Raw genomic sequence first — 13,174 nt, forward strand, 5'->3', positions numbered from 1 at the left:
AATTATAGACCCTCCGTCATTTCTTTATAATATTTTGCTACCCTTTCGCGGCGGCAATGTTCGCCAACCACAATCGCTTTAATTCTATCACAAGCTAATTCAACTTGATCGTTTTCTACTACATAGTCGTAAGCGTCCATCATCTCGATTTCTTCTTTCGCTACAGTTAAACGATTTTCAATAACATCTTCAGTCTCTGTACCACGTCCGACAATACGGCTCTTTAGTTCAGATAAACTTGGAGGTGCTAAGAAAATAAATACACCTTCTGGGAAAGCTTTCTTAACTTGAATTGCTCCTTGCACTTCAATTTCTAAGAATACATCTTTTCCTTCTTGTAATGTTTTTTCAACATAGTCAATTGGTGTTCCGTAATAATTACCTACGAACTCAGCCCACTCAAGTAATCTTTCATTACGAATCATTTCCTCAAATTCTTCTCTTTCTTTAAAGAAATAATCCACACCATCTACTTCACCTTCACGCGGCTTACGTGTCGTTACTGAAATAGAGTACTGAAAACGTGTATCCTCATGGCTAAACAACTCTTTACGAACCGTTCCTTTTCCAACCCCAGAAGGCCCTGAAAGAACGATGAGCAATCCTCTTCTACTTCTCATAAATATGTAAAACCTACCCTTCCTCACTTAAATCTTCTTTATTATTCAAACGATGTGCAATCGTCTCTGGTTGAATTGGACTTAATACAACATGCCCATCATCCATAACAATAACCGCCCTTGTTTTTCTCCCATACGTAGCATCAAGCAAAGCATTATGTTCGCGTGCTTCTTGTACTGTTCGTTTAATAGGAGCTGACTCCGGACTTACAATAGCAATAATTCGATGAGCAGATACAATATTTCCGTATCCAATATTTAAAAACCGCATGGCCATAGTTTGCGCCTCCTAGTAAGTCTATCCGATTTCTCCACCACGTATAACTTTATATATTTTTTGAAAGCTACTCAATATTTTGTACTTGTTCACGAATTTTTTCAAGGTTATTTTTCATTTCTACAACATATTTTGAAATTGTTAAGTCATTTGCCTTAGAACCAATCGTATTAATTTCTCTATGCATCTCTTGCACGATGAAATCCATTTTCCTTCCAACAGGCTCTTCAATCTGCAATGTTTCACGAAATTGCTCTAAATGACTTTGCAAACGAACTAACTCTTCATGAATATCACAACGCTCTGCAAAGATTGCGACTTCTGTTAGCAATCTTTGTTCATCTAACTCTTGATTATGTAATTCTTTTAAGCGATTTTCTAATCGTTCACGATATTTTTGTGTAACAATTGGTGCATGTGGAATAATTGCATTTACACAATTGCTAATCTCTTGTAAACGATACGCTATATCTTTATGTAATCGTTCTCCTTCGTCATCTCTCATCGTTTTCAACATATGAGCAGCTTGACGAACAGCCTCATATAAACTGTTCTCAAAATGTTCATTTACATTTTCTATTTCTTCAATTGCTGTTACTTCTGGCATTGCCATTAATTGCTCGAGTGTAATAGAATCTTGTAATTGAAACTTTCCTTTTATATCTTCCATCATCGATTGGTACTGCTCAAGAAGTGACCAATTCACACTTAATTTTCTTTCAACAAGTCCTTCACCTGCTATACTAATAGACACTTCAATGCGTCCACGTCGAACTTGCTGTGCAATTATTTTACGAATTTTGTCCTCAAATACCATCATTTGCTTAGGAAGTCGAATACTCATCTCTAAAAAACGGTGGTTCACCGATTTCATTTCTACTGTAATTTGAAAAGTATCACTTTCTACTTTCGATCTTCCAAACCCTGTCATACTAGAAATCATTTTTATCACATCCAAGCCATAAAATAACTCAATGAAAAAGGTAATAGAGACAAGGCTCTACTACCTTCTGTAAATTATATCACATTTTCATAACATTGACTATTTCAAGTTTAATCCCTTCTTATATAACATTGGCTTTTTCTTTTTCGCCTTTTTCCCTGTTAATAAAGAACCTACTAGTAAGAAAGTCGGAATTGATGACAAACCTCCAATTAATAACCAATCTCTTGCTTGTATCGGCATTGTGCTAAAAATCGGTTGTAACGGTGGATAATATATCACCACTAGCATGAGTAGTAATGAAATGATAACCGCCCCTACTAAATACACGTTCCCAAATGGATTACGATGAAAGACAGAATGCTCACTACGACAATCAAATACATGAATAAGCTGAGCAAGTACCAACGTCGCGAACGCTACAGTTTGTGCATATTTCAGTTCATTTGGATGTTGGTTATACGCAATAATAAACGCTACTAACGTCACTGCCCCAATTAAAAAACCTCGACTTATTATTTTCCACGCAAGCCCTCTAGCGAATACCCCTTCTTTCGGGTGGCGCGGCGTTCTCTTCATCACATCTCCTTCAGCCTTATCCAAACCTAATGCCATCGCTGGTAAACCATCAGTAACTAAGTTCACCCATAAAATTTGAATAGGAACCATCGGCAGGGGTAATGCAAGTAACATCGCAAATAACATAACTAAAATTTCTCCAACATTTGATGCTAATAAATATCGGATGAACTTACGTATGTTCTCGTATATATTTCTTCCTTCTTTAATCGCTGACTTAATTGTAGCAAAATTATCGTCTAGTAAAACAAGTGAAGAGGCTTCTTTTGCAACATCTGTCCCTGTAATCCCCATCGCTATCCCAATATCCGCTGTTTTTATAGCTGGAGCATCGTTCACTCCATCACCTGTCATCGCTACTATATGCCCTTGATTTTGCAGTGCCTTAACAATTTTTAATTTATGTTCAGGTGATACACGAGCGAATACATACGTATCTTCTACAACATTTTCCAATTCCTCCACATCCATATTCGCGAGTTCTACTCCTTCAACAACGCGTCCATCTGGTGGCAAAACTCCTAATTGTTCAGCAATCGCCATTGCTGTCACTTTATGATCACCTGTAATCATTACTGTTCGAATACCAGCTTCTTTACACTCTTTTACCGCCTGCGCCACTTCTGGTCTTGGTGGGTCAATCATACCTTGTATCCCAACTAACATAAAATCTTTTTCAACGTCTCTTTCATGTTCAATAGAATCCGTTATTTTTAAAGGTTTAAACGCAACTGCAATTGTTCGAAGCGCTTGACTACCTAAACTATGAATAGCCGCCTGTACTTCTTTTCTATATAGCTCACTTAACGGCTGTTGCTTATCCCCCCATAAAATCGTTTGACTCATTTGTAAAAGAACATCCGGTGCTCCCTTCGTAACAATAAACTTTTTCCCCTCTCGATCTCGTACAATAACACTCATCATTTTTCGAGTTGAATCAAATGGAAATTCACGAATAACTTCAAATTTCCCTTTCAATGCCTCACGTGTTATCCCAGCTTTCATTGCTGCAGCTACAAGCGCTCCCTCTGTTGGATCTCCATCTAATACGTACGCCTTTTTCTTTTGAATAATATTTGCATTGTTACATAGTGAACCAAATGTAAGTAGCTGATAAAGTGCTTTTGTCTTAGCTGGATTCACTTCTTTTTCACCTTTCATAAAAGAGCCATTAGGTTCATATCCTTGCCCTGTCACTTTCCACAATTCTCCGCCTGACCACATATGTGTTACCATCATTTTGTTTTGCGTCATTGTTCCCGTTTTATCAGAACATATAACGGAAGCACAACCTAACGTTTCTACGGCTGGTAACTTTCGTACAATTGCTCTCTTTTTTATCATACGCTGTACACCAAGTGATAAAGCTACTGTAACAATTGCCGGCAACCCTTCTGGAATAGCCGCAACAGCCAGAGAGACACCAGCTAAAAACATATGATATACTTCATTCCCTTGATACACACCAGCTAATACAACGAGTGCTGTCAAAATAAGAGCCACAATAATTAATATTTTTCCGAGCTGTTCTAACCTTCTTTGCAGTGGTGTTTCCATTTGCTCTGCATTTTGTAACATATTTGCAATTTGCCCCATCGCTGTATTCATACCAGTTGCTACAACGACTCCTGTACCAGATCCTCGCGTAATCATTGTCCCCATAAAAGCCATATTTTTTTGATCACCAATTGCAACATCTTGCCCTTGCAATGCTTCTACCTTCTTTTGTACAGGTACGGACTCCCCTGTCAAAGCAGACTCTTCAATATATAAACTTGATGCTTCAACAAGACGCACATCAGCCCCAATACGATCACCACTGGAAAACTTAATAATATCACCTAAAACAAGTGCTTTAGATGGTGCTTTTACCCACTTTCCATTCCGCATTACAGTAACTTGTGGAGCGGCTAGTTCCTTTAAAGCTTCCAATGATTTTTCAGCTTTTCTTTCTTGAAAAAATCCGAGAATACCATTGATAATAACAATGGCAACAATAGCAATAGAATCAATGTATTCACCTAAAAACGCAGAAACAACTGTTGCTCCAAACAAAACGAGTACCATGAAATCTTTAAACTGTGCTAAAAATACCATTAGTGCAGAAGGCCTTTTTGCTTCTTCTAATTCATTAGTACCAAATTTCTTTACGCGCCCTTCTGCTTCTTTCTCTGTAAGTCCAACCTTTACATTCGTATTCGTTCTTTCTTCCACTTCATGTGCCCGCATTCCATACCAGTTCATCCTGCCATCGACCTCCTGATTCCAGACATACTCTATTGAAAGCTTATTCAGCCTCGTCCAAAAAAATGCTATAATTAACTTTTAGTTAGAAAGGAGTGTTCATTTATGGCATTCGATGGATTATTTACAAGAGCAATTACACATGAAATTACAAATTCTCTTTACACAGGAAGAATTTCCAAGATATACCAACCTTCAAAGTATGAGATTTTATTACATATTCGAGCAAACGGAAAGAACCAAAAACTAATTCTTTCGTCTCACCCTACATATGCGCGTCTGCACTTAACGAATCAAAACTACGATTCACCAGCAATACCGCCAATGTTTTGTATGCTTCTTCGTAAACATTTAGAAGGTGGGTTTATTGAAAAAATTGAACAAATTGACTTAGAACGTATTATTCAAATTACAGTTCGCAGTCGGAATGAAATTGGAGACGAATCATTAAAAACATTAGTAATCGAAATAATGGGCCGACATAGTAACATTATCTTAGTAGATACGAAAACAAACGTTATTTTAGATAGCTTAAAACACATATCTTTAGCGGTAAACCGCCATCGTACTGTATACGCTGGAGCTGAATATATTGCACCACCAGCACAACATAAAATTAACCCACTTCAGATTGAAACAAATGATGAATTTATTAGACCACTAGACTTTCTATCTGGAAACATGGATAAACAGCTTGTCGGCACCTTTACGGGAATATCCCCGTTATTCGCAAAAGAAGTAGTGAAAAAAGCTGGTATGGTAAATGAAAAAGCATTAGCGGATGCATTTTTCTCCATACAAAAACCATTATTAACTCATACATATTCACCAGCGATGACTACTTCAAATGGGAAAGAATTCTTTTATCTTTTCCCTCTTGCACACTTGCAAGGAGAAGATAAGACGTTCTCATCTGTTAGTGAATTGCTTGATCGTTTCTTTTTCGGAAAAGCAGAGCGCGATCGTGTAAAACAACAAGCTCATGATTTAGAACGCTTTATGCAAAATGAAAAAAATAAAAACGAGAAAAAACTCATTAAACTCGAAAAAACACTGCAAGATGCTGGAAAAGCAGATAAATATCAACTATTTGGAGAGCTACTTACAGCTAATATGTACGCTTTGAAAAAAGGCGATAAAGATATTGAGGTCGTTAATTATTACGATGAAAATGGCGGAACTGTAAAAATCACATTAGATCCTTTAAAAACACCATCTGAAAATGCACAACGCTATTTCCAAAAGTATCAAAAAGCAAAAAATTCAGTTGTTGTTGTAGAAGAACAAATCGAAAAAACCAATGAAGAAATTCTTTATTTTGATAGCTTACTTCAACAAATGGAAGCTGCTTCTTCAAAAGATATTGAAGAAATTCGTGAGGAATTAGCTGAAGAAGGTTATGTGCGCAATCGCAAAACGAAAAACGCAAAGAAAAAGCCTACTAAGCCAGTATTAGATAAATATTTAGCAAGTGATGGCACAGAGATTTTCGTTGGTAAAAACAATAAACAAAATGATTATTTAACAACGAAGTTTGCCCGCCGTGATGAAATTTGGTTACATACGAAAGACATACCTGGCTCTCACGTTGTCATTCGTTCTTTAGAGCCTGCTGAAGAAACTTTACTAGAAGCTGCCAAAATTGCCGCTTATTACAGTAAAGCGAAAGAGTCTAGCTCTGTACCTGTTGATTTCACTAAAATACGCCATGTGAAAAAACCGAGTGGTGCAAAACTTGGTTTTGTTACGTACGACAATCAGCAAACCGTATATGTAACACCAGATGCTGATATTGTAATGAAATTAAAAGCGTAAATACAAAAATGCGTTGCTTATAAGCAACGCATTTTTTATATTCGTTCACACTAGTTCATATACCCATTTACTAATTCATAACATCTTGCTTTTGTCATCTTATATTTCTCTTCTGAAGCTTCTATACGCCTCATCGTTCCGTTATTTGTATCAGTACCAATTGCTTTAACTTTACTTTCTTTTTCTTTAACCCACGCAATTTGTTTCGTTTTTAACGACTGAAACGCATCAGGTGACATCGTACTTTTTAATCTACTGTAAATTTCATTTAGTTTATTATCCCACAGTTCATAATTTCCTTCTATTTCATTTACTATATCATTGGTTGACATAGCATTCGTATGTTTTTCTTGTTTATCTATAGCAGCTAATTCACTTAAAACATTTGCTCTATCTATCTTTGAAGAAGATTCTTTTTGCGATTGTTTCTCTTCTTTTGAGCCTGTATACGCACTCGAATCCTTTCTCTGTACTTGTTCTGTTTCTTGAATATTTCTTTCTTTCGTTACCTTTTCATACCTATTTTTATCTACATTGTATGAAATAAGAGATGTTTTCGCATTTACAGTAATTAATCCGTTACTATCTTTGAATATGTATTTCTTATCGCCACTATTTTCTTCACTTACAAATGACACATTCTTATCGTCTGGCATTTTTAAAATTCTATTTGCTTCTTCTTTTGTAAGTTTTAAATCTTCAGGAAAAACGAATGACCATTTATCCATTAACCATTCCCCTTCTTTATACACCAAATGAAATTCCCAATCTTGGGCCGCATGACCTATTTCATCTTCTAAACTTAATGTATGTACCGTTAAATTTTCTTTATCTTGTGAAGAAGAAAATCTTATTTCAGTTTGAAAATAATTTGGGAATGGTAACATATCAGTCTCTCTCGATCTATTAAAGTTAGCAAGCAATTCAGGAAGCTGATTCTCTACAAACTTTTCTGAAACCAATCCTTTAACTCCTTTTTTAGCTGTCTCTAAATCCCCAGGATTATTTCGGCTCCATCCATTTTCTTTTTCCATCTCACTAAACGCATTTGCTATTCCATCTACACTCTTTCTTACAATCTTTTTTGCTTCTTTTTCTGTCACTTCTGGCGCTTCATCAAGCTGGTCAATCATTTTATTCACTTGAACTTTGTTTTCACTTGTTTCACACCCCGTTATAACAAGCATACTAGCGGCCAAACAAAATGACATTACTTTACTTAATTTCTTCATACATTCACATTCCTTAACCCAATTTTTTCGTTACATCTCTTTACCTACAAAAAAACGTAACAATCCCTTATTATACCAATTTTTTAATTTATTTATACAAAAAATATAATACTTAAATTAAAAAGATTTTGTTTGCAAGTTTACATTATTGTTCATTCACATAAAAACTTACTGTAAAAATTTTATATATATTTATTTTACATCCGTCTAGTTTTTTTGACACACAGCTACCCTCTTCTCTTTTATTCTAAATAAATATATTGGCACAATTCTTGCTTTATTAATGTAAAAAGGAGGAATTAAAATGAATATAAGAATAACTAACATCCAAAAACAACTACATAATTACGGAATCGACGGGTTACTTATTACAAAGAAAGAAAACCGTCAATATGCAACAGGCTTTACAGGTAGCGCTGGCGTCGTCTTAATCTCTGCCGATCAAGCTGTTTTTATCACTGATTTCCGCTATGTAGATCAAGCGAAATCACAAATAAAAGATGCTGAAATTATTATGCATAAAGGAAATTTAGAAAAAGAAATTGCACATCAAGTATCGAAATTAAACATTCAAAAACTTGGAATTGAAGAAAACAACATGACATTGCAACAATATAAAAACTTGCAAAAATACGTACAGGCGGAAATGATTCAAGTGTGCGAAATTATCGAAAATATTCGTATCATTAAAGACACGCCTGAAATAGAAACAATGAAAATTGCAGCTAATATCGCGGACGAAGCATTTCACCACATTCTTACGTTTCTAAAACCAGGAATAAGTGAAAATGCTGTACGAGATGAATTAGAATTTTTCATGCGAAAAAAAGGGGCTACATCTTCTTCATTCCAAATCATTGTAGCCTCAGGCGTTCGTTCTTCACTTCCCCATGGAGTTGCATCAAATAAAATAATCGAACGAGGGGATATCGTTACATTAGACTTCGGTGCACTTTACGACGGATATTGTTCCGATATAACACGTACTGTAGCAATAGGGGAACCATCGGAAGAATTCAAAAAAATATACAATGTTGTACGAGAAGCGTTAAAACGTGGGACTGAAGCGATTAAGCCTGGAGAAACTGCGAAAAGTATCGATGATATAACGAGGGATTACATTACAGAACATGGATACGGTCAATACTTTGGCCACTCTACTGGGCACGGTCTTGGGTTAGAAATACATGAACCTCTTCGCTTATCTCAAGAAAGTACGGCTACTTTAGAAGAAGGTATGGTTGTTACAGTTGAACCTGGTATTTACATTCCGAACTGGGGCGGTTGTAGAATTGAAGATGATATCGTCATTACAAAAGATGGATATGAAGTTATTACAAAATCAAATCGAGAACTAATTGTTATTCCTTGTTGAAATCACGACCTTTTTTAAAGGAGTTTTTCGTTGCACATAGAATTCTTTCTCTGGAGTCATCGTTTAAGAGGGGGAATTTAAATTGAATTTTGTAATTGATAAGATAGATGGGTTACAGCCTGAATTTTCAAATCTTGTTTCCATGATGAATTACGCTCGCTATACAACAATGCAAGGGGTGGAAGGTTTAACAATTGAGGAACTTGATTATTTATATGATAAGGACACAAATTCAATTGGCATGTTATTGTACCATATGGCCGCTATTGAATTTTACTACCAGATTCATACTTTTGAAGACCGTGAACCAACGGAGGCTGAATTAGAACGCTGGTTACCTGGCATTGAATTAGGCGATCTTGGACGTGAGAAAATAAAAGGAAACGCTATAGAATTTTACATAAATACATTACAAGAAGTACGTTCCAAAACAATCGAGACTTTTCAATCGTTACCTGATGAATGGTTATTTAAAACGACAGACTTTTGGTATGACAAACCAGCAAATAACTATTTTAAGTGGTTTCACGTTTTTGAAGATGAAATCAATCATCGTGGACAAATTCGTTTAATTAAAAAGATGCAAAAAGCTCCTGCAGTAAAATGAGGAAATGCCACCGAATAAGGTGGCATTTTCTTTTATTCATTAACGAATAGCTTTTCGTTTACTATTTTAGTGACTACCACTACCAACATTAAAATGCATATTAAATATAGCATTTTCGCAATAAACAACCACCCTTGAAACATTACAATTCCATCTATTATCTCATTTCCTTTCCATAACAAAAACGGAATTGTACTAATTATAATGACAAATTCGATGCTGAAAACCATTTTCTTTTTTCGACTATATGCTTTCCATTCATTCCAGCGATACATAGGAGCAAAAATCAATACTCCTATACATAATATAACTGGTACCCATTCACTGTTAAGAAATTGTCCTGAAATAACTGATAATAGTAAACAAACTAGCACACCATAATATCCTATTTTTTCTCTCATTCGTACTCCCCCATTCTACTTCTCCTTTAATATGTAACTTGCTATACTTATAACAATTCTTAGAAAAATAACAACTATAATTACAAGATAAAGACCGTTTGCAGAAGACATCCATTCTTGAAAAATAGACATTTTCTCCATTTGTTTCTGACCCTCTATTAAAATAACCCCTGCGAACAATGAGCAAACAACAATGATACCTATCATAATTCCAATACTTTTCTTACTATATTGTTTCATACCATCCCAGTTATATAAAAGTATAAATACAAACCCGAAAACAAGTATAATACTTATCCATTCATTGTTTGTAAATAGCTTTAAAATGATTAATAGACTACAAGATATGATAAACCCCCAAAATCCAATTTTTTTGTGCATAAGCCCTCCTTGAATTCCATTTTTAGGATTAATTGTGTTGTAACATCCATTTTCTATCCTTACCATTGCAGTACATGAAATTTTACCTTTTTTTCTGTTTCTTATACTCACATACTTTCCCTACTTTCATACAATAAACTACACGATTGCCTAAGGATGTGAATGTTATGGGAGTTGAATTAACGCTATTACACGCTCTCTATGTTATTTGTTTACTCACTATTATTACCTTTTTTATTCTCCGGAAAGATACTACAATTATTTGTATCGTTTTTATCTTTTTATTAGCATTAACTGCTACAAGTTCTATCCCTCTTGCCGTTAGCGGCATTTTTCAAAGTTTTATTTACGCCATTACTGAGCTATTACCAACTATATTAATCATTTCTATTATCGTATCGATGAGTAACCTACTCGTTCATACCGGCATAAATGATACGATGATTTCACCATTTACAAAGATGATCCGTACCCCTACCCTCGCCTACTGGATTATTGGCCTTTTGATGATGACAATTTCTTTCTTCTTTTGGCCTTCTCCCGCTGTCGCCTTAATGGGAGCTATTTTATTACCGGTTGCTGTACGTGTCGGTCTTCCTCCAATTGGAGTAGCAATTGCTATGAACTTATTCGGTCATGGGATTGCTTTATCCGGCGACTTCGTTATACAAGGCGCACCAAAATTAACCGCAGACGCTGCTGGTCTCCCTGTTTCCAGCGTCGTATCTGCAAGTGTTCCACTCGTTATCGTTATGGGCGTTGTGACAACTTCCGTCGCTTTTTTCTTCTTACGAAAAGAGTTTCATACAGGCTTAGCTATACAAGAATCTATTCTATCAACTGAGTCTTCTAAAACGCTCACTTCATTATCTCCTCGCACAAAGAAATGGCTCGCTATTTGTATCCCTATCGTATATATCATTGATATCCTTTGCATGATTCAATTTCAACTACAAGGAAGCGACGCAACTGCACTTATCGGCGGAACAACTGTTATTATGATTATCATCATTTCTCTCATCGCCTACAAAGGTAATGGACTGAATAAAACGACCGATTATTTCATAGAAGGGCTCCAATTTGGCTTTAAAATTTTCGGACCAGTTATTCCTATCGCTGCACTCTTTTATTTAGGAGATAGTGGCTTTGTGAAAATTATCGGGGACTATTTACCGAAAGATTCACATGGAATCATTAACGATTTAGGCATCGCTTTATCTCAAACTGTCCCTTTAAATCAATATGTATCGGCAGGGACATTAACCATCGTTGGTGTCATTACCGGCTTAGATGGATCAGGTTTTTCAGGTATATCACTTGCTGGTTCCATTGCCAATCTTTTTGGAACAGCACTTGGCCATGGAACAGCTACATTAACAGCACTCGGGCAAATTGCAGCTATATGGACCGGGGGCGGGACGCTAATTCCTTGGGCACTTATTCCTGCTGCTGCGATTTGTAAAGTCGATCCATTTGAACTTGCACGCCGAAACTTTTTACCGGTTGTTATCGGTTTAATTGTCACCACGATCGTTGCGATGTTTATCCTATAACGTAAGCAAGTGTTCTCTTGCTTACGTTTTTTGCTTGTAAAATTCATCATGAATTATCAGTTTTCAAGAGGGATTCGTTATTACTTAGCGAAATTATATTAGGAGAGTAATTATTTCAAAACGTTTACGAGAAACAGATTACTGCAATTAGAAAAGGGGACATACCTATGAATGAATTGATTTTCGTCTTATTAATTTGTCCATTATTTATCTTTATCGTATCTGTTATTGGAACACGCAAAACGAAAACGTATTACGTAATGCCGATTGTAACGTTTGCTAGTTTTTTAATAATAGGTGTTATCGCCTTTACTCCAAAATTTTTCTTTTGGGTTGGCATGTACAGCATCTTCTCGTTTATCGTTTCTTATATGACGCTATTGTTTGTGAAAGGATATGAGGTTGCTGAAAACGCTAAATAGTTGTTAGCAAGGAGACAGCAATATGATTTTCTTTGATATTGATGGAACTTTACTTGATTATGAGGCTGCTGAAAGAAATGGTATTATAGATTTTTTTCAAATATATAATACTATTTTTTCAGGCAATGAATTAGAGGCGACGAAAGTCTGGCATGAATTATCAGAAGAATATTTCAACAAATTTTTATCCAGGGAATTATCTTTTCAAGAACAACAAGTAATGCGAATGTATCATTTATTTAAAACATATGGAGTAAACCTATCACCCAAAGAATCTCAGCATAGATTCAATCAATATATAGAACTATATAAGAACAACTGGACCGCGTTTGAAGATGTACATTATACATTACAGAACTTGCAGCAAGGCGGTCACTCATTAGGTATCATTAGTAATGGTGACTATGAACAACAAGTCGAAAAATTAACTGCCCTAAACATTTTAAAACATTTCAAATATATATTTACTTCTAGTGAACTTGGTATATCGAAACCAGATCCTGAAATTTTTCACAGAACCGTATTACAATCGAACCTTGAAATGAAAGATTGCTATTATATTGGCGATCGATTAGAGACTGATGCGATTAATAGTACAGCAGCTGGGATGCAAGGGATATGGTTAAATCGAGATAACTCACAACTCAAGTACGATATTCCTACTATCTGTTCTTTACATGAAGTTTTAACAATAATATAAAAAACGACCGCGTTCCCCCGCGGTC

The 13,174-nt window shown here is 35.6% G+C and carries 13 protein-coding genes; 6 read left to right on the forward strand and 7 right to left on the reverse strand.

The window, feature by feature from the left end; genetic code table 11:
- Window positions 1-2: 2 nt before the first annotated feature.
- The 4 genes from gmk to MHH27_RS19690 all read right to left on the reverse strand — a co-directional run bounded on the left by gmk (window position 3) and on the right by MHH27_RS19690 (window position 4,663).
- The gene (gene gmk / locus MHH27_RS19675; protein ID WP_001257742.1) at window positions 3-620 is read right to left on the reverse strand and encodes a guanylate kinase; all 618 of its coding nucleotides are present in this window, start codon (window positions 618-620) and stop codon (window positions 3-5) included.
- 13 nt (window positions 621-633) lie between these two features.
- Window positions 634-897: an extracellular matrix/biofilm regulator RemA gene (gene remA / locus MHH27_RS19680; RefSeq protein WP_001251456.1), complete on the reverse strand. Its 264-nt coding sequence runs from the start codon at window positions 895-897 to the stop codon at window positions 634-636.
- Between the two features lie 67 nt (window positions 898-964).
- Complete coding sequence (locus MHH27_RS19685; protein ID WP_000625865.1) at window positions 965-1,840, reverse strand: YicC/YloC family endoribonuclease; 876 nt, start codon at window positions 1,838-1,840, stop codon at window positions 965-967.
- Window positions 1,841-1,939: 99 nt separating this feature from the next.
- Entirely contained in the window at window positions 1,940-4,663 is a 2,724-nt protein-coding gene (locus MHH27_RS19690; RefSeq protein WP_097924682.1) for a calcium-translocating P-type ATPase, SERCA-type, read from the reverse strand.
- 105 nt (window positions 4,664-4,768) lie between these two features.
- On the opposite strand from MHH27_RS19690, the gene MHH27_RS19695 reads away from it, so the two are divergent.
- Window positions 4,769-6,478, forward strand: a complete 1,710-nt coding sequence (locus MHH27_RS19695; protein WP_340943790.1) for an Rqc2 family fibronectin-binding protein — start codon at window positions 4,769-4,771, stop codon at window positions 6,476-6,478.
- Window positions 6,479-6,528: 50 nt separating this feature from the next.
- Here the strand turns inward: MHH27_RS19695 and MHH27_RS19700 are convergent, their stop codons facing one another.
- Window positions 6,529-7,710 carry a lysozyme inhibitor LprI family protein gene (locus tag MHH27_RS19700; protein WP_340943791.1) on the reverse strand — a complete coding sequence of 394 codons (1,182 nt, stop codon included), beginning with the start codon at window positions 7,708-7,710 and terminating at the stop codon, window positions 6,529-6,531.
- Window positions 7,711-8,014: 304 nt separating this feature from the next.
- On the opposite strand from MHH27_RS19700, the gene MHH27_RS19705 reads away from it, so the two are divergent.
- Window positions 8,015-9,085 carry a M24 family metallopeptidase gene (locus MHH27_RS19705; RefSeq protein ID WP_001026209.1) on the forward strand — a complete coding sequence of 357 codons (1,071 nt, stop codon included), beginning with the start codon at window positions 8,015-8,017 and terminating at the stop codon, window positions 9,083-9,085.
- Between the two features lie 82 nt (window positions 9,086-9,167).
- Window positions 9,168-9,692, forward strand: coding sequence for a DinB family protein (locus MHH27_RS19710; protein WP_097924686.1), 525 nt, complete (start codon window positions 9,168-9,170; stop codon window positions 9,690-9,692).
- 32 nt (window positions 9,693-9,724) lie between these two features.
- On the opposite strand, the gene MHH27_RS19715 is transcribed toward MHH27_RS19710, so the two are convergent.
- Both MHH27_RS19715 and MHH27_RS19720 read right to left on the reverse strand, forming a co-directional pair.
- Window positions 9,725-10,093, reverse strand: coding sequence for a YoqO family protein (locus MHH27_RS19715; RefSeq protein ID WP_002181188.1), 369 nt, complete (start codon window positions 10,091-10,093; stop codon window positions 9,725-9,727).
- A gap of 15 nt (window positions 10,094-10,108) precedes the next feature.
- Window positions 10,109-10,540, reverse strand: coding sequence for a YoqO family protein (locus MHH27_RS19720; protein ID WP_340943794.1), 432 nt, complete (start codon window positions 10,538-10,540; stop codon window positions 10,109-10,111).
- 101 nt (window positions 10,541-10,641) lie between these two features.
- Here MHH27_RS19720 and MHH27_RS19725 point away from each other — a divergent pair, with 101 nt between their 5' ends.
- The 3 genes from MHH27_RS19725 (at window position 10,642) to MHH27_RS19735 (ending at window position 13,149) form a co-directional block, all read left to right on the forward strand.
- Complete coding sequence (locus MHH27_RS19725) at window positions 10,642-12,027, forward strand: hypothetical protein (protein ID WP_016512381.1); 1,386 nt, start codon at window positions 10,642-10,644, stop codon at window positions 12,025-12,027.
- A gap of 167 nt (window positions 12,028-12,194) precedes the next feature.
- On the forward strand, window positions 12,195-12,449 hold the full coding sequence (locus tag MHH27_RS19730) for a YbeF family protein (protein WP_001003915.1): 255 nt from the start codon (window positions 12,195-12,197) through the stop codon (window positions 12,447-12,449).
- Window positions 12,450-12,471: 22 nt separating this feature from the next.
- A complete protein-coding gene (locus MHH27_RS19735; protein WP_016512380.1) occupies window positions 12,472-13,149 on the forward strand; it encodes an HAD family hydrolase in 678 nt (225 codons plus the stop codon).
- The last annotated feature ends 25 nt before the right edge of the window (window positions 13,150-13,174 follow it).

It is taken from the genome of Bacillus sp. FSL L8-0152, assembly GCF_038006365.1.
GTDB classification, from domain to species: domain Bacteria; phylum Bacillota; class Bacilli; order Bacillales; family Bacillaceae_G; genus Bacillus_A; species Bacillus_A cereus.

Coding starts and splice junctions, on each gene's coding strand:
- MHH27_RS19735 (WP_016512380.1), top strand. CDS start 12,472: ATGATTTTCTTTGATATTGATGGAACTTTACTTGATTATGAGGCTGCT.
- MHH27_RS19685 (WP_000625865.1), bottom strand. CDS start 1,840: ATGATTTCTAGTATGACAGGGTTTGGAAGATCGAAAGTAGAAAGTGAT.
- MHH27_RS19695 (WP_340943790.1), top strand. CDS start 4,769: ATGGCATTCGATGGATTATTTACAAGAGCAATTACACATGAAATTACA.
- MHH27_RS19725 (WP_016512381.1), top strand. CDS start 10,642: ATGGGAGTTGAATTAACGCTATTACACGCTCTCTATGTTATTTGTTTA.
- MHH27_RS19690 (WP_097924682.1), bottom strand. CDS start 4,663: ATGAACTGGTATGGAATGCGGGCACATGAAGTGGAAGAAAGAACGAAT.
- MHH27_RS19730 (WP_001003915.1), top strand. CDS start 12,195: ATGAATGAATTGATTTTCGTCTTATTAATTTGTCCATTATTTATCTTT.
- gmk (WP_001257742.1), bottom strand. CDS start 620: ATGAGAAGTAGAAGAGGATTGCTCATCGTTCTTTCAGGGCCTTCTGGG.
- MHH27_RS19705 (WP_001026209.1), top strand. CDS start 8,015: ATGAATATAAGAATAACTAACATCCAAAAACAACTACATAATTACGGA.
- remA (WP_001251456.1), bottom strand. CDS start 897: ATGGCCATGCGGTTTTTAAATATTGGATACGGAAATATTGTATCTGCT.
- MHH27_RS19720 (WP_340943794.1), bottom strand. CDS start 10,540: ATGGTAAGGATAGAAAATGGATGTTACAACACAATTAATCCTAAAAAT.
- MHH27_RS19700 (WP_340943791.1), bottom strand. CDS start 7,710: ATGAAGAAATTAAGTAAAGTAATGTCATTTTGTTTGGCCGCTAGTATG.
- MHH27_RS19715 (WP_002181188.1), bottom strand. CDS start 10,093: ATGAGAGAAAAAATAGGATATTATGGTGTGCTAGTTTGTTTACTATTA.